The 17943-nt window shown below is 52.6% G+C and carries 22 protein-coding genes; 19 read left to right on the plus strand and 3 right to left on the minus strand.

Annotated elements, in window-relative coordinates:
- Positions 1-111: 111 nt before the first annotated feature.
- Positions 112-516: a hypothetical protein gene (locus tag ACNRUY_RS10050; protein ID WP_488111495.1), complete on the minus strand. Its 405-nt coding sequence runs from the start codon at positions 514-516 to the stop codon at positions 112-114.
- A gap of 381 nt (positions 517-897) precedes the next feature.
- Here ACNRUY_RS10050 and ACNRUY_RS10055 point away from each other — a divergent pair, with 381 nt between their 5' ends.
- Positions 898-6120, plus strand: a complete 5223-nt coding sequence (locus ACNRUY_RS10055; protein WP_488111496.1) for an alpha-2-macroglobulin family protein — start codon at positions 898-900, stop codon at positions 6118-6120.
- Between the two features lie 465 nt (positions 6121-6585).
- Here ACNRUY_RS10055 and ACNRUY_RS10060 read toward each other — a convergent pair whose 3' ends face one another.
- Both ACNRUY_RS10060 and ACNRUY_RS10065 read right to left on the minus strand, forming a co-directional pair.
- Entirely contained in the window at positions 6586-7020 is a 435-nt protein-coding gene (locus ACNRUY_RS10060; protein ID WP_488111497.1) for a hypothetical protein, read from the minus strand.
- Positions 7007-7348 carry a hypothetical protein gene (locus ACNRUY_RS10065; RefSeq protein ID WP_488111498.1) on the minus strand — a complete coding sequence of 114 codons (342 nt, stop codon included), beginning with the start codon at positions 7346-7348 and terminating at the stop codon, positions 7007-7009. Before ACNRUY_RS10065 ends, ACNRUY_RS10060 begins: the two co-directional genes overlap by 14 nt.
- Before the next feature lie 216 nt (positions 7349-7564).
- On the opposite strand from ACNRUY_RS10065, the gene pbpC reads away from it, so the two are divergent.
- The 18 genes from pbpC (at position 7565) to rplF (ending at position 17943) form a co-directional block, all read left to right on the plus strand.
- Positions 7565-9898, plus strand: coding sequence for a penicillin-binding protein 1C (pbpC, locus tag ACNRUY_RS10070; protein ID WP_488111499.1), 2334 nt, complete (start codon positions 7565-7567; stop codon positions 9896-9898).
- A gap of 348 nt (positions 9899-10246) precedes the next feature.
- Entirely contained in the window at positions 10247-10561 is a 315-nt protein-coding gene (rpsJ, locus tag ACNRUY_RS10075; protein WP_034841731.1) for a 30S ribosomal protein S10, read from the plus strand.
- A gap of 102 nt (positions 10562-10663) precedes the next feature.
- The gene (gene rplC, locus ACNRUY_RS10080; RefSeq protein ID WP_488111500.1) at positions 10664-11302 is read left to right on the plus strand and encodes a 50S ribosomal protein L3; all 639 of its coding nucleotides are present in this window, start codon (positions 10664-10666) and stop codon (positions 11300-11302) included.
- Positions 11303-11314: 12 nt separating this feature from the next.
- Positions 11315-11917 carry a 50S ribosomal protein L4 gene (gene rplD / locus ACNRUY_RS10085; protein WP_488111501.1) on the plus strand — a complete coding sequence of 201 codons (603 nt, stop codon included), beginning with the start codon at positions 11315-11317 and terminating at the stop codon, positions 11915-11917.
- On the plus strand, positions 11914-12210 hold the full coding sequence (rplW, locus tag ACNRUY_RS10090) for a 50S ribosomal protein L23 (RefSeq protein WP_488111502.1): 297 nt from the start codon (positions 11914-11916) through the stop codon (positions 12208-12210). Before rplD ends, rplW begins: the two co-directional genes overlap by 4 nt.
- 11 nt (positions 12211-12221) lie before the next feature.
- Positions 12222-13049: a 50S ribosomal protein L2 gene (gene rplB / locus ACNRUY_RS10095; protein WP_488111503.1), complete on the plus strand. Its 828-nt coding sequence runs from the start codon at positions 12222-12224 to the stop codon at positions 13047-13049.
- 21 nt (positions 13050-13070) lie between these two features.
- A complete protein-coding gene (gene rpsS / locus ACNRUY_RS10100) occupies positions 13071-13349 on the plus strand; it encodes a 30S ribosomal protein S19 (RefSeq protein WP_488111504.1) in 279 nt (92 codons plus the stop codon).
- A 12-nt stretch (positions 13350-13361) separates the two neighbouring features.
- The gene (rplV, locus tag ACNRUY_RS10105; RefSeq protein WP_066014872.1) at positions 13362-13697 is read left to right on the plus strand and encodes a 50S ribosomal protein L22; all 336 of its coding nucleotides are present in this window, start codon (positions 13362-13364) and stop codon (positions 13695-13697) included.
- A gap of 11 nt (positions 13698-13708) precedes the next feature.
- The gene (gene rpsC, locus ACNRUY_RS10110; RefSeq protein WP_488111505.1) at positions 13709-14407 is read left to right on the plus strand and encodes a 30S ribosomal protein S3; all 699 of its coding nucleotides are present in this window, start codon (positions 13709-13711) and stop codon (positions 14405-14407) included.
- An 11-nt stretch (positions 14408-14418) separates the two neighbouring features.
- The gene (gene rplP, locus ACNRUY_RS10115) at positions 14419-14832 is read left to right on the plus strand and encodes a 50S ribosomal protein L16 (protein ID WP_488111506.1); all 414 of its coding nucleotides are present in this window, start codon (positions 14419-14421) and stop codon (positions 14830-14832) included.
- Positions 14832-15023 (plus strand): 50S ribosomal protein L29, encoded by a 192-nt coding sequence (gene rpmC, locus ACNRUY_RS10120; RefSeq protein WP_488111507.1) that lies wholly within the window; start codon positions 14832-14834, stop codon positions 15021-15023. The genes rplP and rpmC overlap by 1 nt, the downstream gene beginning before the upstream one ends.
- A gap of 1 nt (position 15024) precedes the next feature.
- On the plus strand, positions 15025-15288 hold the full coding sequence (gene rpsQ / locus ACNRUY_RS10125; RefSeq protein ID WP_488111508.1) for a 30S ribosomal protein S17: 264 nt from the start codon (positions 15025-15027) through the stop codon (positions 15286-15288).
- 116 nt (positions 15289-15404) lie between these two features.
- Entirely contained in the window at positions 15405-15773 is a 369-nt protein-coding gene (gene rplN, locus ACNRUY_RS10130) for a 50S ribosomal protein L14 (protein ID WP_488111509.1), read from the plus strand.
- A gap of 12 nt (positions 15774-15785) precedes the next feature.
- Positions 15786-16103, plus strand: a complete 318-nt coding sequence (rplX, locus tag ACNRUY_RS10135) for a 50S ribosomal protein L24 (protein WP_488111510.1) — start codon at positions 15786-15788, stop codon at positions 16101-16103.
- 10 nt (positions 16104-16113) lie between these two features.
- Positions 16114-16653: a 50S ribosomal protein L5 gene (gene rplE, locus ACNRUY_RS10140; RefSeq protein WP_488111511.1), complete on the plus strand. Its 540-nt coding sequence runs from the start codon at positions 16114-16116 to the stop codon at positions 16651-16653.
- A 16-nt stretch (positions 16654-16669) separates the two neighbouring features.
- Positions 16670-16975 carry a 30S ribosomal protein S14 gene (rpsN, locus tag ACNRUY_RS10145; RefSeq protein ID WP_488111512.1) on the plus strand — a complete coding sequence of 102 codons (306 nt, stop codon included), beginning with the start codon at positions 16670-16672 and terminating at the stop codon, positions 16973-16975.
- A 29-nt stretch (positions 16976-17004) separates the two neighbouring features.
- On the plus strand, positions 17005-17397 hold the full coding sequence (rpsH, locus tag ACNRUY_RS10150) for a 30S ribosomal protein S8 (protein ID WP_488111513.1): 393 nt from the start codon (positions 17005-17007) through the stop codon (positions 17395-17397).
- A gap of 12 nt (positions 17398-17409) precedes the next feature.
- Positions 17410-17943, plus strand: coding sequence for a 50S ribosomal protein L6 (gene rplF, locus ACNRUY_RS10155; RefSeq protein ID WP_488111514.1), 534 nt, complete (start codon positions 17410-17412; stop codon positions 17941-17943).

Consider the following 17943-nt stretch of genomic DNA (forward strand, 5'->3'; position numbering starts at 1 on the left):
GCTTATCAGTGAGCGAGGAGAATTTGGAAAACAGGGCTTTTGCAGACATCGAAAGACAGGAAAAACCCTGATTATACAGGCTGTTTCTTGATGGCGCTGTTCAATTGGTGATCATGTTTTTGCCCTGGCATCAGCTACCGCGTCAGAGGCTTTTCCACCAGCAAATGTCATCGTTCCAGTAAGCATTGCCTGGGCCTTGGCGTCTTTTTTTAGGCCATTCATCCGTTTCTGGAGTGTTTTCCATTCCTGCTCTTTTGAAGAAACTGACGCTTTTAGTGAATCTAATGCTTGTTTATATTCTTCTCGTTTTTTGTCCACAAACGCTTTGAATGTTTTTTTGGCGCTGCTAATATTGCTTCTGCTGCCATTGACCAGACCAATATTTTTTTCTGGTGTTACAATAGCAACTTGCTGACCTGCTTGCGTTTTTCCAACAATAACTTCTCTTTGCTCATCCATTTGGTACAAGCCATTTTCAAGACCTTGCTGAAGCTGTTGAAACTGAACAGGAGTCATCGAGTCAATCCCTTGCAATAATTGGTAATAGACCTATCGGCAGGAGGTTTCCTTAGTGCAGAAAAATGGATCGATCAAAAATAATCGTAACATTCGATGGCATAAAGTAAGCATTCAAACAGGGAGTATCTCCCCCTTATCTGTTCAAATCTGACTTGATTGGATCTGCCCTGAATTTGTCTTTCCATCATCTTGGTATGAGACCTTGCACCTCCCTGGCCGGGTGGAGATTGATATGCTGGAGGACATCCACCAGGTATTTATAGAGATCAATGTCATGAATGCGCTGGAAGGGCTCGAGTCACTGAACCAGCTCTGATAGCATCACGGCCAGGCCTGTTTTCTCTGACTCTTTTCTGCATCAAAGACCGGATTAATACCATGAATGTCTGTACTTACCTGCGAAGAAGGTTGTCCCTTGCAGTAATGCTTGCGGTAATGGGGTTGCTGCTGACCCTGGGCATGATTTCCGGCTGCAGTCAGGACAGGAATGAAACGGCTGTGAATGAGCAGCGGAACCCCGCCCTTGAGCAATCCGGGCGCCCGTCTGAAGGTAAAACGGACCATCATTCTGGTGGGGCTGACAGGACAGCGGAGGCTGACTCGTTAAACGTCGATTACAGCCAGGTGGCTTTTACAGTCCAGGACATCTCTGAGCGGGAGTACGGTGCCTTGAATGCCCTGGCGATCACGTTCAGCGCACCGTTAAAAACCGACCAGAAGTTTCCGCGTTATATCCGGGTACTGCCATCGCTGGCGGAGCCGGTGCTCAGCAAGGATGGGCGTCGACTTTATTATGTGGGGCTGGAGCCCGGGGTTTCCTATTCCGTTGAAGTCCTGGCCGGACTGCGGGCGGCCAATGACAAGGCGCTGGGTGAAGGCGCGGTTAAAACGATAAAAGCCAGGGAAATGACACCTGTGGTCTCTTTTGAGAGCGAGGGGGTTGTCATGGTGCCGGGGCATACTGAATCCCTGCCAGTGATGGCCATCAATGCTCCAGAGGCAGACTTCACTCTTTATCGGGTCAGGGATCCGCAGATCGTCCCGTTCTTTTCCGATTACCGGTATGGTGAGGCCCGCTATCTGGAAGAGCACCTTGAACATCAATACAGTGCCAGGCTGGTGGTGGGCGGTGAAAAAAACCGTCGGCACCGAACCCTGATCGACCTGACAAAAATAGAATCTGTCCGTGAGCCGGGTGTTTACTTTGCCACTCTGTCCCGCCCCGGTGCTTTTGATGTGGATGCCAAAACCTGGTTTACGGTGTCGTCCATCGGGCTGCAGATACGAAAATACCCTGAACAGGTGCGGGTGATCGCCCAGGATATCCGGACCGGGCAATTACTGCCTGATGTCAATGTTGCTGTTCTGAATCGCAAATCCAGAGTGAGTGAGGAAGGGGTGACCGATTCAGAAGGAGCCTGGTCATTTTCACCCAATTCTTTTTCTTCTTCCAATGGCGGCCCACGCCTGATTCTTGCCACCAGGGGAAGTGAAACAACGGTTCTTCAATACCAGGGCCCCGGGATTGATCTTTCTGAATTTGAGGTGGGAGGGAGACCCTGGCGGCAGAATGAACTGTTTGCCTGGTCGGCCAGGGATATTTATCGCCCCGGCGAGACCATGACCTTGAGTGTTTTGAAGCGGGATGATGATGGTCAGCCAGTGGCTGGGCCGGTTAAAGTGGAAGTCCGCAAACCCAATGGCAGCGTTCACAACAGCTGGCTGGTGTCGTCTGCTGCAGCGGGATATCACCAACTCTCTTTTGACATTCCCTCTGGAGCGCCGGTGGGACAGTGGCGGGCCAGAATATTTTCCCCAGGCAATGAGCGACAGGCCACGGTCTTTTCCTTCAAGGTAGAGGAGTTCCTGCCAGAGCGGCTCAGGCTCTCTTTTGAGCCCCTGAAAGAGGGGGCTGTTGTGGGGCGTGCCACTGTTTCCAGAGGAAATGACCTCAGTATCAAGGTATTGGGTGAGTACCTTTATGGGGCACCTGCTGCCGGAAACCGGTTGGAAACCAGCCTGCAGGTTCGAGCCTGGGGAAGTCCTTTTGATCCGGCTTTTGTTGACCCGGCTCCTGCGGATCAAGGCGCTTTGACCTCACTGAAGGGCTATATTTTCGGGGCTCCGGAAGAGGGCCGGGTGGATTACGAAGAGCTGGGCTCCGTTGAGCTGGATGATAAAGGCGAGGGGGTCACCCGGCTGCCGGATGGAATCAACCTTGACCATTGGCAGGTTCCGGCCAGTATCCACCTGCAGTACAGCCTATACGAAACCGGGGGGCGGGCCATTAATCGTTCCTATAATGTTCTGCTCTGGCCCCGTGAAACCTATGTGGGGGTGAAACCTCACTTTGAGCGGGGGCGCTCGGATAAGAATGCCATGGCAGCCTTTTCTCTGTTGAAAGTCAATCAGCATGGTGTGGTGCAACCTGAAGGGGAGGCAAAGGTTGAGCTTTACCGGGAAGAGGAAAAATATTTCTGGACCTATACCCGCAGTCGGGGCTGGCATTACCAGAGAGATGAAAATGAATACCTGGCCCTGACCCGCAATGCCCGCTTTACTTCGGATCAACCCGTGGAACTGGCGCTGCCGGTGGAGTGGGGACGGTATCGCCTGGAGATCACTGACCTGAAGTCCGGTGGAAAAACCACTTACCGCTTCTTTGCCGGGGAAAACTGGTATTCAAACTGGCAGTACAACCAGAACCGGATTCTGCCGGATCAGGTCAGTCTTGCTCTTGACCGGAAGGCCTATCATTCCGGTGATGCCGCCCGTGTCAGGATTGCAGCGCCCACAGATGGAACGGCGGTGGTGATGCTGGAAGCCAATGAGGTGCTGTACAGCACCCAGGTTGCCTTGAAAGACCGTCAGGCTGAAGTGGACCTCCCCCTGCCCACAACGATCAAACGACACGATTTGTATGTGAGCGCTTTTGTGGTGGCTCCCACAGAAAGTACCGAAAAGGTGGCCAAGCGCAGCTTTGGCATTATTCCGCTTCCCCTGGACCGGGACAGCCGCAAGCTGGAAGTCCACATTGATGCGCCACAGAAGTGGCGACCGGATCAGCAGGTGGAGGTGAATGTCCAGATAAACGACAGCAAAGGAAAGCCGCTCTCTTATGGGGAAGATGGGGAAGGAGAGACCGGGGAGGCCTGGGTGACATTGAGTGCGGTGGATTCCGGGGTGCTGAGTGTCACGGGCTACCAGGTAGAGGACCCCCATGACTATTTCTACAGTCAGCGGCAATACAGCATCCGGTTGTCGGATATGTTTGATGATGTTCTGGAATATAAGCTGGCCGATACCGCCCAGCAGCGTTGGGGAGGCGATGCGGATCTGACTCGTGGGGGCGAAAAGCCCAGAACCGGAGTGAATATTGTCAGCCTGTTCAGTGGACTGGTTTCTGTAGAGCAGGGGCGTGCAACCATTCCCCTGCAACTGCCCCAGTTTGAAGGTGAGCTGAAACTGACGGCCATTGGGATTGAAGGTGACCGCTTCGGCAAAGAAAGCAAAGTGGTTAAGGTGGCCTCTCCCGTGGTGGCCCAGCTATCGGCCCCCCGCTTTCTGGCAACCGGTGACCGCGCGACACTGGCCATGGACCTGGTGAACATGACCGGTGAAGACCAGAATCTGCAAGTGGATATTGACCTCAGTGGTCCCCTTCAACGGGTGGAGAAAGGGGATAAAAAGAAGAAAGGGGCAGACCAGCAGACAGGGGAGGCTTTTGTATTGTCTGCGGGGGCCAGAAAAGTGATCTATTTTGAGGCCGCTGCCGGAGAGTCATCCGGGCAGGGTGTTATCAGGGCGAACATCACCCTGAATGCCAGCGCCGATGGTAACGGCAGCGTAGAAAGTAGCCGTGATCAAGGAGAGGAGCTTCAAAAGACAGAGTTTCAAAAGGCCGGGCAAGAGGTGATCACCCGTCCAATTACCCGTGAATGGACACTGGGCGTTCGTGATGCCAGGCCCGCGCTGTATCGTTCCCGTGGTGCCGTTTTGTCCGCCGGGGAATCACTGGTGTTTGATCCCGGGCTGATTGCGGGTCTTGTGCCCCGCACCCTGAGCGGACGCCTTAAGGTCGGAAAGTTGCCCGATCTGCAGGCTGGTGAACACTGGCAATATTTAAGTGAGTACCCCTACCAGTGTTTGGAACAGACCACCAGTAAGACGATCCCATACATTGCCCTGGCAGGGCCGCCAGCGGCTCTTTCTGACAACCTTCTTGACAACTTTCTTGGCAAGATGGAGCTGGATCAGCAAGAGGCGGATAAAAAGGTTCAACAGGCGATGGATCGTTTCACGGAATTGCAGCTGGCTTCCGGTGGCTTTGGGCTCTGGTCCCGATCTTCCTCTGAAGAGCACTGGCTGACGGCATACGTCGCTGAGTTTCTGTTGGAAAGCCGGAGGGCTGGCTATAACGTGCCGGATGCACTGCTGGAACCGGCGATCAAACGGCTGAAGGAGTACGTTGTACGGCGCTCCCCATTGATGGTGAATCGCTGGAGCCAGTCCCCTTCCCACTATCAGTTCGCTTATCGGGCTTATGCCGCCTATATTCTGGCAATGGAAGGGAAAATCTCCCTGGGGCCTCTGCGTGATATGGCGGAGAAAGAACTTGCCGATGCCCTTTCCCCCCTTCCCGGTGTTCACCTGGGCCTGGCGATGATTCAGGTGGGCAGTCAGGAAGAAGGGGAGCGCTTGATTCAAAAAGCACTGACGACTGAGCGTAAACCCGGGATGTACCTGGGGGATTATGGTTCCGTGATTCGAGACCAGGCAATGGTGATCCATTACCTGCTTAAGGAGAGCTCTTTTAAAAAGGGCGCTCTTAAAAAGACTGCCCTGAGCCAACTGATGTCTTTGAACACTCATTTACGACAGGAGCATTACTTCAGTCCCCAGGAGCGCAGTGCCCTGTTTCAATTAGCAGTGACGCTTGAAAGTGAGCGTGGGCCGGATGAATGGCAGGGAGCGCTGGTCAGTGCCGGGCAGAAGGAAACATTGAAACAAACAGGAGAGCTGATCAAAGTCATAAGAAGGGCGGATTTGACCGGTGACCTCCGGTTTGAAAACCGCTCGGAGCACCCGCTGTTTGCTACCTTTGCGGTGACAGGTTTGCCCCGGAAACCGCCGGAAAATATCAATAAGGGCATCCGGGTAAAACTCAGCCATTACCGGGTAAAGCAGGGAGAGGCTCAGAGGGTTGATAACCTGGAAGCGTTGACTGCAGGCGATATTATTCTTGGCAGGGTCAGCGTACTGGCCAGTAAGAGAGTGCCCGATGCACTGCTGGTCAGCCTGATGCCTGCGGGGCTGGAGCTGGAAAATCAGAACCTGGCAAATGCCCTGAAGCTGGAAAATCTACGTATTGAGGGTGAGCCGGTTCATTCGCTGATCGATGTCCAGTATCAGGAATTCAGGGATGACCGTTATGTCGCGGCACTGGATTTAAGAAAAGACGATGAGCAGGTGCTGTATTTTATTGCCCGGGCTGTGAATCCGGGACAATACACGGCACCTCCGGTGACGGTGGAGTCCATGTATACGCCTGCTGTTCATGGTGTCAGTAATGCGCCGGGGCGTGTTCGGGTTGCCAGATAAATTGTGCTTGAGTAGTAATCTTTCCTATTTTTTACCTTGGTTGTCAGTATGTGCTGACAACCTTGCTTCAAGACCATGAGGAAGTACTTAAATGAGTTCTAAAATACGACCAAAGCCAACAAAATACTTCTTAATACTTTTCACTGTTTCAGTGTTTTTGTACGGTTGCCAAGGTGCCCCAGTCGGCTTATTCGGGACATACGAGATTTTGCACAAGTCTCCAAGCTCCATATCCGTAAAATATGATCGGACAGTGATGTCCGATGCCAAGGTTCAGGATTTAGCCAACAAGCATTGTGGCAAGCCAGCCAGTGTATTGGCTGTGGATGAAAGGTCTCTTGGTATGATACGTACCACTACATTCGCTTGTAGTGGGTAAAGTAGCCGTTTATCCATAGCTACAAGGAATATTATTTTCTAGAGACCCGGTTAACTCTGACGGTTTTTCTGGTAGATGGTGGTATATCAGTCAGCTATTTCAGGAATTAAGCCTAAATTTCTGGCTGTTGCCACAGCGTCAAAAGAATATTGATAATTCTTAATCAGTTTATTCACCTTTTCTTTTCCAAAGGTTTTGTCAAAAAACAGTCGGTCCTCCTCTTTGGGAACAAGAGAAATAATCGCTTGTACATCGTTATCTATCTGACTCATATCGCCTGATTGAGCAGATTTTTCGATGGTTAACAAAATATCCTGGGCATAGGCTTCCCTGTGGCAAAAATAGCTGTTTCTGCGTGCCAGAAACATAAGGGTTTTCTTCTGGAGCAACGCGTCCTGGCTCAGTAACCAGTGAGATTCAGGCAGTTCTAAAATACGTCTGTTGCATTCTGTTTCTGCTGCATGGAGGTGAAATGTGAAAGCAAACATAAATAGAGTAATCAGTTTTTTAGCGTGCAGCATCAGATACACACTCCCAGAATTTTGTGTTGTCAGAGTTGTGGTTATTCAGTAATAGCTCTCGCTGTGCTATTTCATAAATGCGGGTTCTATGAAAACTGCCAATGGACTGAAGTGAGTCGGCAAACCCCTCCCAGTCATAGCGACCAATATCTATAATGGTTTTTAAATGGGTTCCAGGTGTAGCGAAAAGTTCGAAAAGTGGTACCCCTGCCGCGAGAAAGGTTAGTTTGTTGGTAAGATCTGTTAGCCTTTCAATCTCTGCTATGGCAGCAGTTGTATGTTTATTGGGCTTAAAACCTTTGAAGTCACAAAAGCTTCTCAAACTCATTGTAGTTATCCCCACCTTCTTTATGGCAAGGGCACGTTGAATAAAAAGAAGAAGTTTGTCAATGACGCAGGTCCCTGTTTCAGAAAATATTCACGTTCAGCTTGTGAACTCCGATCAGTATTTAATGGTTCCTGTATACGTTGCTTATCCCCAAAACAGTATGAGGCGAGCGTATAATGGTCATATCCTGATTAATTATGCTAAGGGTTGGGCTCGGTGCAGTTGCTGAAACACTTATCCAAAAGAATTCTATGGGGGGCGGTTTGGTTCCTGGTGCTATGTGTTTCGGTATTTTGTTTATGGCTGGCTGACCGATACAACCCCCTTCATCTGCCTGAAGAACAATCCAGTTACTCCACCGTCGTGCTGGATTCCAGAGGTTACCCCCTACGGGCCTTTGCTGATGATGAAGGTGTCTGGCGCTACCGGGTAACGCTTGACCAGGTCTCGCCCTGGTACCTGGATGCCCTGCTGGCCTATGAGGATCGCTTTTTTTATCAGCATCCCGGAGTCAATCCCTTCAGTCTGGTCCGGGCTGCCTGGCAATGGCTTCGACATGGAGAGATTGTTTCCGGAGGTTCTACCCTGACCATGCAGGTAGCCCGTATTCTCTATCCCCATTCAAAGACGGTTTGGGGAAAGCTGTATCAAATGCTCCGCGCCTTTCAGCTGGAGTGGCACCTGAGCAAAAAGACGATTCTGGAACTCTATTTGAACCATGCGCCCTTCGGTGGAACCCTTGAAGGGGTTCAGGCGGCCAGTTTTCAGTATTTTCAGAAACCAGCCAGTGAATTGCGTCGTTCAGAAGCGGCGTTGCTGGCAGTGCTTCCCCAGGCACCTTCCCGTTTGAGGCCTGACCGTTATCCACAGCGGGCCAGAGCCGCAAGGGATAAAGTGCTGGATCGCCTGTTGTCCTTTCGAACCTGGGGGCTGGAAGCGGTGCGCCATGCCCGGGAAGAACCGGTGGCTGTCTGGGATCTGGACCAGCCCATGATGGCACCGATACTGGCTCGAAGACTGGTGGACGCCACCCCTGGCAAGAGCGTTATTGAAACGACAATTGATCGCAATATTCAGGGTCCGGTGGAGGAATATGTCCGGCAATATGCCCGGATGCAGGGAGCAGGTGTTTCTGCTGCAGTGATGGTGATTGAAAATGCCACTCATAAGGTCAGGGCCTATGTGGCCTCTTCGGATTTTCTGGATGCTTCAAGAGCCGGGCAAGTGGATATGGTGCAGGCCATTCGCTCCCCAGGCTCAACGTTGAAACCCCTGCTTTATGGTCTGGCCATTGATGACCATCTGATTCATTCCCACTCTTTGATGGCGGATGTTCCCAGGGTGGCAAGAGACTACCGTCCCGGCAATTTTTCCAGGGGGTTTTCCGGGGCGGTCTCTGTATCCGAGGCTTTGATACGCTCCCTGAATATTCCTTTTGTTCAGTTAATAGAAGCTTATGGCGAGCAGCGTTTTGTCAATCGCCTTGATCATGTCCAGCAGCCGTTACAGGTGCCCGGCGCTGTTGCCAGTGCGGCAGTGATCTTGGGCGGGGCTGGCAGCTCTCTTGAGCGGCTGGTGAATCTCTACAGTGCAATGGCCAACAATGGTCTTGTATACCCATCGATTTTGGCAGCGACTGATCAGCCAATTATCCCTCGCCGATTACTCAGTGAAGAGGCTGCCTGGATGACTTACGACACTCTACGAAAAGTTCGTCTGCCAGAAGGAGAGGCTCCGGGGATTTCGGAAGAGCTGCTGCCCAAAGTGGCCTGGAAATCGGGGACTTCCTATGGGCACCGGGATGTCTGGGCCGTAGGCCTGACCAGGGACTATACCGCAGGGGTCTGGTTGGGGCGGCCTGACGGCCAGCCCATGAGAAAGAAAATGGGAGCGCTGGTTGCCGGTCCCCTGTTATTCACCGTGTTTAATCGGATCGACCCCCATTCCAGAGTGATTGAACCGCCCGCTGGCGTGGTCAGGAAAAACATTTGCTGGCCCGATGGCCGGGCTCAGGAAAGTATTACGCAAGGTTGCGACGAACAGTATGTGGCCTGGACAAAGCAGGGGGTGACGCCAAGAACCCTGAGGCCTGAGAACGGCAGAACCTTTTTTAATCCGGAACGCCGGTTTATGGTCAACGCCCGGTCCGGCTTTCGGGCCAATCGTCACTGTCATATGGGTACTTTAATCAGTAAAGAGGTTTTCCTCTGGCCCCTGGCCCTGGAAAGCTGGTTGCCCAGGGCGTATCGGCGGAGCAGTCGAGTGCCTGTTTATGATGACCGTTGCAGGGTTAGGCCTGTGGAAATGGCACCGTTGAGGATTCTGGGGGCTGAGGATGGCCAGGTTTTTTACCGGGTAAAAAGCCAGAAAGTGCCAGTTGATCTGCGAGTCGAAGGTGCCAGTGGAAAGGTAAGCTGGTATTTAAATGGTACTCAGCTGCCAGGTGGTTCCATCCACATTCGACTGGATCACCTGGTACCCGGGAGCAATCAGCTGCTGGTTATGGATGAGAGAGGAGCGGTCAGCCGGTTGACCCTAGTGGGGATGTGATAAGAACCCATAAGCACGTAGGGGTGTTCGCGGTTGCCGTGGTTGATACCGGTATTACTCAGTCTGTGACGGTAATGAGATGAGCGATTTAAAAATTGTACGATGGTTTTTTATTTCAGCTGTCGTATGGGTGAGGCGCGGATAGGGATACTCCCTATGAATGACGCCAATAATCAGAGGTATACTCTCCGGCTTGGTTTAAAGGCGTGACTCATGCAGGTGGTTTTTTTTGGTATCGCTACCTTGAGTTGACAGCGGGTTTTATGCTTAGTAGAATTTCGCGTCCTTTTGTCCAGGTGACATTGATCGCCGGACTTAGTTCTTTATTGATGCCATGGTTACAACAAGATGAGTCAAGCTCAGCAAATTCGCATTCGTCTGAAGGCTTTTGATCATCGCCTGATTGACCAGTCTACGCAGGAAATCGTTGATACTGCCAAGAGAACTGGTGCTCAGGTGCGTGGTCCTATCCCTCTGCCTACCCGAAAAGAACGTTTTACGGTTCTGATTTCTCCACACGTCAACAAAGACGCTCGTGATCAGTATGAAATCCGTACCCATAAGCGTCTTCTCGACATTATCGAGCCCACCGAAAAAACTGTAGACGCACTGATGAAGCTGGATCTGGCAGCTGGCGTTGAAGTGCAGATTAGTCTCGGTTGATTGCGGCCACGGGCGCCATATCAAAGTGTGCACACTTTTGTGTAACAGCTCTGAAGTGAGCGGCCATAGTGGGTGATAGCCCCGTACACGAGAGAGGTTGAAATGACTATTGGTTTAGTCGGAAAAAAATGCGGCATGACTCGCATTTTCACGGAAGACGGTGCTTCTGTGCCGGTTACCGTAATTGAAGTAGATCCGAACCGCGTGACCCAGGTGAAAACTCTGGAATCCGACGGATACACTGCAGTTCAGGTAACCAAGGGCAGTAAGAAGAGCAGCCGTCTGAGCAAGCCGGAAGCGGGCCATTTCGCGAAAGCGGAAGTTGAAGCCGGTTCTGGTCTCTGGGAATTCCGTCTCGACGCTGAAGCTGAGTACAAGCTGGGCGACGTGATCGGAGTTGACCTGTTCGAACAGGGTCAGAAGGTAGACGTTACCGGTCGTTCCAAGGGTAAGGGCTTCCAGGGCGGTGTTAAGCGCTGGAACTTCCATATGCAGGACGCCACTCACGGTAACTCTCTGTCTCACCGCGCACCTGGCTCTATTGGTCAGTGCCAGACTCCTGGTCGAGTCTTCAAAGGCAAGAAAATGGCTGGACATATGGGCGCTGAGAAAGTGACCGTACAGTCCCTGGAGATCGTTCGCGTAGACAGCGAGCGTAACCTGCTGCTGGTTAAGGGCGCAGTACCTGGTGCTACCGGTGCTGACGTTATCGTTAAACCTGCGGTTAAAGCTGGCGCCTGAGGGGATTAGACGATGGAACTGAAGGTAAACGGTGCAGATGCCGTTCAGGTCTCAGACGTAACATTCGGCACTGAATTCAACGAAACCCTGGTTCACCAGGCGGTTGTTGCATTCATGGCGGGTGCTCGTCAAGGCACCAGAGCTCAGAAAAACCGCAGCGACGTAAGTGGCGGTGGTCGTAAGCCCTGGCGTCAGAAAGGTACTGGTCGTGCACGCGCCGGTACAATCCGCAGCCCACTATGGCGCGGGGGCGGCAAGACATTTGCTGCCAAACCACAGGATCACGCTCAGAAACTGAACAAGAAGATGTATCGCGGTGCTCTGCGCTCCATCCTGTCTGAGCTGGTTCGTCAGGAGCGTCTGGTGATTGTTGATCAATTCACTGTTGATACTCCCAAGACCAAGCAGGTTGTTGCCAAGCTGAACGAACTGAACGTCAACAACGCGCTGATCGTTGCTGATGAAGTGGATCAGAACATCTACCTGGCTGCCCGCAACATTCCTCATGTGGATGTGCGTGATGTGCAGGGTATTGATCCGGTCAGCCTGGTTGCTCACGAGAAAGTCGTGATGACCGTTGCTGCTGTCAAGAAGTTCGAGGAGATGCTGGGATGAACCAGGAACGTATTTATCAGGTTCTGCTTGGCCCGCACATTTCCGAGAAGGCTACCGTTGTTGCTGAAGAGCACAGCCAGTACGTCTTCAAGGTAGCCAAGGACGCCACCAAGCTGGAAATCAAGAAAGCTGTTGAGCAGCTGTTTGAAGTCAGCGTCAAGGCTGTTAGGACTGCCGTTGTTAAGGGCAAGACAAAGCGTACTCGTTTCGGTATGGGCCAGCGCTCAGACTGGAAGAAGGCTTACGTCAGCCTGGAGCAGGGTCAGGAAATTGACTTCGCGGACGCGGAATAAGGAGCTAGAGAATGGCAGTTATTAAATGCAAGCCGACGTCTCCAGGTCGCCGCTTCGTTGTCAAGGTTGTCAACCCTGACCTGCACAAGGGACGTCCTTATGCGCCCCTGGTGGAAAAGAAGAGCAAGTCTGGTGGTCGTAACAATGCTGGTCGTATCACTACCCGTCATCGTGGGGGTGGTCACAAGCAGCACTATCGTATCGTAGATTTTCGTCGCAACAAGGATGGTATTCCTGCTGTTGTTGAGCGTCTGGAATACGATCCAAACCGTACTGCGCACATCGCCCTGTTGAAGTACATGGACGGTGAGCGTCGTTACATTATTGCGCCTAAGGGCGTGAAAGCCGGTGATGAGCTGTTCTCCGGTGTCGATGCACCCATCAAGGCGGGTAACACATTGCCTCTGCGCAATATCCCTCAGGGTTCCATCGTTCACTGTGTCGAGCTGAAGCCTGGTAAAGGTGCTCAGATGATTCGCAGTGCTGGTGCTTCTGCCCAGCTGGTTGCCCGTGACGGTGCTTACGTCACTCTGCGCCTGCGTTCCGGTGAAATGCGTAAAGTTCTGGCTGACTGTCGTGCCACTCTGGGTGAAGTCTCCAACAGCGAGCACAATCTGCGCTCTCTGGGTAAGGCGGGTGCCAAGCGCTGGCGTGGTGTTCGTCCGACCGTTCGTGGTGTTGCCATGAACCCGGTTGATCACCCACACGGTGGTGGTGAAGGTCGTACTTCCGGTGGTCGTCACCCAGTGACACCATGGGGTGTTCCGACCAAGGGTCGCAAGACTCGCTCCAACAAGCGTACCGATAAAATGATCGTACGTCGTCGCAGCGCGAAGTAAGCCTAGAGAGAGGATACGACAGTGCCACGTTCTTTGAAGAAAGGCCCATTCATCGACCTTCACCTGCTGAAGAAAGTCGAAGAAGCGGCAGACAGCGGCAGCAAGCGTCCGATCAAGACCTGGTCGCGCCGCTCAATGATTATCCCAACCATGGTTGGTCTGACTCTGGCCGTTCACAACGGTCGTCAGCACGTACCGGTTTTCGTTACTGAAGACATGGTCGGCCATAAGCTGGGTGAGTTTGCAGCAACCCGCACCTATCGCGGTCATGCTGCAGACAAGAAGGCCAAGAAGCGCTAAGAGGGTTAGGAAATGAAAGAAGTAGCTGCTATGCATAAAGGCGCTCGCATTTCTGCCCAGAAAGCGCGTCTGGTCGCTGACCAGATCCGCGGCAAGGCAGTAGGCGAAGCCCTGGATCTCCTGAGCTACAGCCCCAAGAAGGCTGCAGTTCTGGTCAAGAAAGTGCTCGAGTCTGCTATTGCAAACGCAGAGCACAATGACGGCATGGATATTGATGAGCTGAAAGTGTCCACTGTCTTCGTTGATGAAGGCATGACCATGAAGCGTATTCGTCCCCGTGCCAAGGGCCGCGCTGATCGCATTCTGAAGCGGTCTTGCCATATTACGGTTAAGGTTGCAGAGGTCTAAGGAGCGATCAGATGGGTCAGAAAGTACATCCTAATGGAATTCGCCTGGGCATCGTAAAGCCCCACCGTTCAGTCTGGTTTGCAGATGGCAGCGACTACGCTGACAAGCTGAATGCCGATCTGGCCGTGCGCAGTTTCATTGAGAAGAAGCTGAAAAACGCTTCTGTAAGCCGTGTTGATATCCAGCGTCCAGCGCAAAGCGCCCGCATCACCATTCACACTGCCCGTCCAGGCATCGTGATTGGCAAGAAGGGTGAAGACGTTGAGAAGCTGCGTCAGGAAGTGACCAAGATGATGGGCGTTCCTGTCCATATCAACATCGAGGAAATCCGCAAGCCTGAACTGGATGCCATGCTGGTAGCTCAGAGCATTGCTGGCCAGCTGGAGCGTCGTGTGATGTTCCGTCGTGCCATGAAGCGCTCTGTCCAGAACGCCATGCGTCTGGGTGCCAAGGGTATCAAGGTTCAACTGAGCGGCCGTCTTGGCGGTGCTGAGATCGCGCGTACTGAATGGTACCGTGAAGGTCGTGTGCCTCTGCACACTCTGCGTGCAGACATTGATTATGCACACTACGAAGCACTGACCACTTACGGCATCCTGGGTGTGAAGGTCTGGATCTTCAAGGGTGAAGTCATCGGTGGTGTTGCACCTACCGTTGAAGCCCCTAAAGAACCAGCCCGTCGCCCCAAGAAGCGTCAAGCTAAGAGTTAAGGAGCGCGGAAATGTTACAGCCTAAGCGTACGAAATTTCGTAAGCAGCAAAAAGGCCGCAATCGTGGCCTGGCACTCCGCGGCTCCAAGGTTAGCTTCGGCGAATACGCATTGAAAGCGACCGGTCGTGGACGTATAACAGCACGCCAGATTGAGGCGGCTCGTCGTGCCATGACCCGTCACATTAAACGTGGCGGTAAAATCTGGATCCGCGTCTTCCCTGACAAGCCTATTACAGGTAAGCCTCTCGAGGTTCGTCAGGGTAAAGGTAAGGGTAACGTGGAATACTGGGTGTGCCAGATTCAACCAGGCCGCGTTCTCTATGAGATGGAAGGTGTGTCCGAAGAGCTGGCTCGTGAAGCCTTCGCTCTGGCTGCAGCCAAGCTGCCCGTGGAAACTGCCTTCGTTAAGCGGAGCGTGATGTGATGAAAGCTGCTGAACTGCGTGAAAAGTCTGTAGAGGAGCTCAATGCTGAGCTGCTCTCTCTGCTGCGGGATCAGTTTAACTACCGTATGCAGAAAGCTACTGGCCAACTGGGTCAGAGTCATCTGCTGAAACAGGTCAAGCGTGATGTTGCACGCATCAAGACCATCCTGAATGAAAAGGCAGGAGCATAAGATGGCTGAAGACAAGAAGGTCCGTACTCTCACCGGCAAGGTCGTGAGTGACAAGATGGATAAAACCGTGACTGTCCTCATTGAGCGCCGGGTAAAACATCCTCTTTACGGTAAAATCGTAAAGCGGTCCACCAAGTTGCACGCTCATGATGAGAACAACGACTGCCATATGGGAGACGTTGTAACCATCAAGGAGACTCGTCCTCTGTCAAAGAGCAAGACATTTGAACTTGTATCTATTGACGAGCGTGCTACTCAAATCTAAGGCTACGGTGCTTTGGGCTTGAGTGAGTAAAGGCCGGTCCGGCTTTGAGCCGAACCGGCCGTTTCCATGAAAAGCCGGCGAGTACCCGTCTGCAGTTTGGGCTTGGAGAATAAGCAATGATCCAGACAGAAAGTCAACTCGAAGTCGCTGATAACAGCGGCGCCCGTCGAGTTCAGTGTATCAAGGTGCTGGGAGGATCCCATCGCCGTTACGCACACATCGGTGACATCATCAAGGTGACCGTGAAGGAAGCGATTCCCCGCGGCAAGGTCAAGAAAGGCCAGGTGATGAACGCAGTTGTTGTTCGTACCAAGAAAGGTGTTCGTCGTCCCGACGGTTCCCTGATTAAATTCGATGGCAATGCCGCCGTTCTGCTGAACGCCAGCAACCAGCCCATCGGTACCCGTATCTTTGGACCAGTGACTCGTGAATTGCGTGGTGAGCAGTTCATGAAGATTATCTCACTGGCCCCAGAAGTACTGTAACGGGAGCAGGTAATGAAAAAGATCCGTCGTGATGACGAAGTCATCGTAATTGCCGGCAAGGACAAGGGTAAGCGCGGTAAAGTGCAGACCGTTCGTGCTGACGGCAAGCTGATTGTTTCTGGCATCAACATGATCAAGAAGCATCAGAAGCCTAACCCAATGCTGGGCACCCCTGGTGGTATCGTAGAGAAAGAAGCTGCAATCCAGGCTTCCAACGTTGCGATCCTGAACCCTGAAACCAACAAGGCTGATCGTGTTGGCTTTTCCTTCACTGAAGAAGGCAAGAAGCAGCGCGTATTCAAGTCTGACGGCAAGCCGGTTGACGCGTAAGGGGTGAATGATGGCGAATTTTAAGACGAAATATCGTGAAGAGATTCTGCCCAAGCTCAAAGAAGAGCTGGGTGTGAAGAACGTTCATGAAGTACCCCGCATCACCAAAATCACCCTGAACATGGGTGTTGGTGAAGCCATCGGTGACAAGAAAGTCATCGAGCATGCTGTTGCTGACATGGAAAAAATTGCCGGTCAGAAAGCGGTTGTCACCAAGGCTCGCAAGTCTGTTGCTGGCTTCAAGGTCCGTGAAGGCTGGCCTATCGGTGTTAAGGTAACTCTGCGCAGCGATCGCATGTATGAGTTCCTGGAGCGCCTGGTTGACATCGCACTGCCTCGTGTCCGTGACTTCCGTGGTCTGAGCCCGAAGTCATTTGACGGACGTGGTAACTACAGCATGGGTGTTAAAGAGCAGATCATCTTCCCTGAAGTTGATTACGACAAAATCGACACACTGCGCGGTCTGGACATCACTCTGACCACCACCGCAAAGTCTGACGATGAAGGCCGCGCTCTGCTCAAGGCTTTCAACTTCCCTTTCCGTAACTGATACAGGTACGAGTTTTATGGCAAAAGTATCCATGAAGCAGCGGGAGTTGAAGCGTCAGCGCACCGTTGCCAAATACGCCCAAAAGCGTGCACAGCTGAAAGCTGTCATCAACAACCCCAACAGCACTGAAGATGAGCGTTGGGACGCACAGGTTGCCCTGCAGAAGCTGCCGCGTAATGCCAGCCCTGCACGTCTGCGCAACCGCTGCCGCGTCACTGGTCGTCCTCATGGTGTCCTGCGCAAGTTCGGCCTGAGCCGGATCAAGCTGCGTGAAGCCGCCATGCGGGGTGATGTTCCAGGTCTGGTCAAGGCCAGCTGGTAAGCGCGTTTCATCTTCGGGAGATATAGATAATGAGTATGCAGGACCCGTTAGCAGATATGCTAACTCGTATCCGTAATGCCCAGATGGCAGAGCACACCTCTGTCAGCATGCCGTCCTCCAAGATCAAGGCTGCTGTAGCCAAGGTCCTGAAGGATGAAGGCTTCATCGCTGATTTCAGTGTTGAAGGCGAAACCAAGGCTGAGCTGGTCGTCGAACTGAAGTACTTCGAAGGCAAGCCGGTTATTGAAAGCCTCAAGCGCGCCAGTCGTCCAGGCCTGCGTTCCTACGCTGGCAAGGAAGCGCTGCCCAAGGTTAATGGCGGTCTGGGTATCGCTATCGTTTCTACCAACAAAGGTGTAATGACCGATCGTGCTGCCCGTGCAGCCGGTGTTGGTGGTGAAGTTCTCTGCACCGTGTTCTAAGGGAGGGGTAATATGTCTCGAGTAGCCAAGAGCCCTGTAGCTATCCCTGCTGGTGTAGAGATCAAGCGAAGCGGCCAGAATATCGTCATCAAAGGCGCTAAAGGTCAACTGGAACTGGACATTCATGCGAATGTCGAAGTAGGCCAGGAAGACAACGTCCTGACTTTTGCTCCACGCGATGGTGCCAAGCACTCCCGTGCTCTGGCAGGAACCACCCGTGCACTGGTCAACAACATGGTAACCGGCGTCACTGCTGGCTTCGAAAAGAAGCTGCAGCTGGTCGGTGTTGGTTACCGTGCTCAGGCCAAGGGCAAAACCCTGAACCTGAACCTGGGCTTCTCTCATCCGGTTGAGTACGCTCTGCCGGAAGGTGTTACAGCGGAAACCCCCAGCCAGACCGAGATCCTGATCAAGGGTATCGACAAGCAGCTGGTTGGACAGGTTGCAGCGGAGATCCGCGAATTCCGTCGTCCTGAGCCTTATAAGGGCAAGGGTGTTCGCTACGCTGACGAACATGTTCGTCGCAAAGAAGCCAAGAAAAAGTAA

This window comes from Endozoicomonas sp. Z74, from assembly GCF_057680865.1.

Bases quoted from the DNA above. Each gene is read 5' to 3' on its own strand.
- ACNRUY_RS10050 (WP_488111495.1), bottom strand. From the start codon at position 516: ATGACTCCTGTTCAGTTTCAACAGCTTCAGCAAGGTCTTGAAAATGGC.
- ACNRUY_RS10055 (WP_488111496.1), top strand. From the start codon at position 898: ATGAATGTCTGTACTTACCTGCGAAGAAGGTTGTCCCTTGCAGTAATG.
- ACNRUY_RS10060 (WP_488111497.1), bottom strand. From the start codon at position 7,020: ATGCTGCACGCTAAAAAACTGATTACTCTATTTATGTTTGCTTTCACA.
- ACNRUY_RS10065 (WP_488111498.1), bottom strand. From the start codon at position 7,348: ATGAGTTTGAGAAGCTTTTGTGACTTCAAAGGTTTTAAGCCCAATAAA.
- rpsJ (WP_034841731.1), top strand. From the start codon at position 10,247: ATGAGTCAAGCTCAGCAAATTCGCATTCGTCTGAAGGCTTTTGATCAT.
- rplC (WP_488111500.1), top strand. From the start codon at position 10,664: ATGACTATTGGTTTAGTCGGAAAAAAATGCGGCATGACTCGCATTTTC.
- rplD (WP_488111501.1), top strand. From the start codon at position 11,315: ATGGAACTGAAGGTAAACGGTGCAGATGCCGTTCAGGTCTCAGACGTA.
- rplW (WP_488111502.1), top strand. From the start codon at position 11,914: ATGAACCAGGAACGTATTTATCAGGTTCTGCTTGGCCCGCACATTTCC.
- rplB (WP_488111503.1), top strand. From the start codon at position 12,222: ATGGCAGTTATTAAATGCAAGCCGACGTCTCCAGGTCGCCGCTTCGTT.
- rplV (WP_066014872.1), top strand. From the start codon at position 13,362: ATGAAAGAAGTAGCTGCTATGCATAAAGGCGCTCGCATTTCTGCCCAG.
- rpsC (WP_488111505.1), top strand. From the start codon at position 13,709: ATGGGTCAGAAAGTACATCCTAATGGAATTCGCCTGGGCATCGTAAAG.
- rplP (WP_488111506.1), top strand. From the start codon at position 14,419: ATGTTACAGCCTAAGCGTACGAAATTTCGTAAGCAGCAAAAAGGCCGC.
- rpmC (WP_488111507.1), top strand. From the start codon at position 14,832: ATGAAAGCTGCTGAACTGCGTGAAAAGTCTGTAGAGGAGCTCAATGCT.
- rpsQ (WP_488111508.1), top strand. From the start codon at position 15,025: ATGGCTGAAGACAAGAAGGTCCGTACTCTCACCGGCAAGGTCGTGAGT.
- rplN (WP_488111509.1), top strand. From the start codon at position 15,405: ATGATCCAGACAGAAAGTCAACTCGAAGTCGCTGATAACAGCGGCGCC.
- rplX (WP_488111510.1), top strand. From the start codon at position 15,786: ATGAAAAAGATCCGTCGTGATGACGAAGTCATCGTAATTGCCGGCAAG.
- rplE (WP_488111511.1), top strand. From the start codon at position 16,114: ATGGCGAATTTTAAGACGAAATATCGTGAAGAGATTCTGCCCAAGCTC.
- rpsN (WP_488111512.1), top strand. From the start codon at position 16,670: ATGGCAAAAGTATCCATGAAGCAGCGGGAGTTGAAGCGTCAGCGCACC.
- rpsH (WP_488111513.1), top strand. From the start codon at position 17,005: ATGAGTATGCAGGACCCGTTAGCAGATATGCTAACTCGTATCCGTAAT.
- rplF (WP_488111514.1), top strand. From the start codon at position 17,410: ATGTCTCGAGTAGCCAAGAGCCCTGTAGCTATCCCTGCTGGTGTAGAG.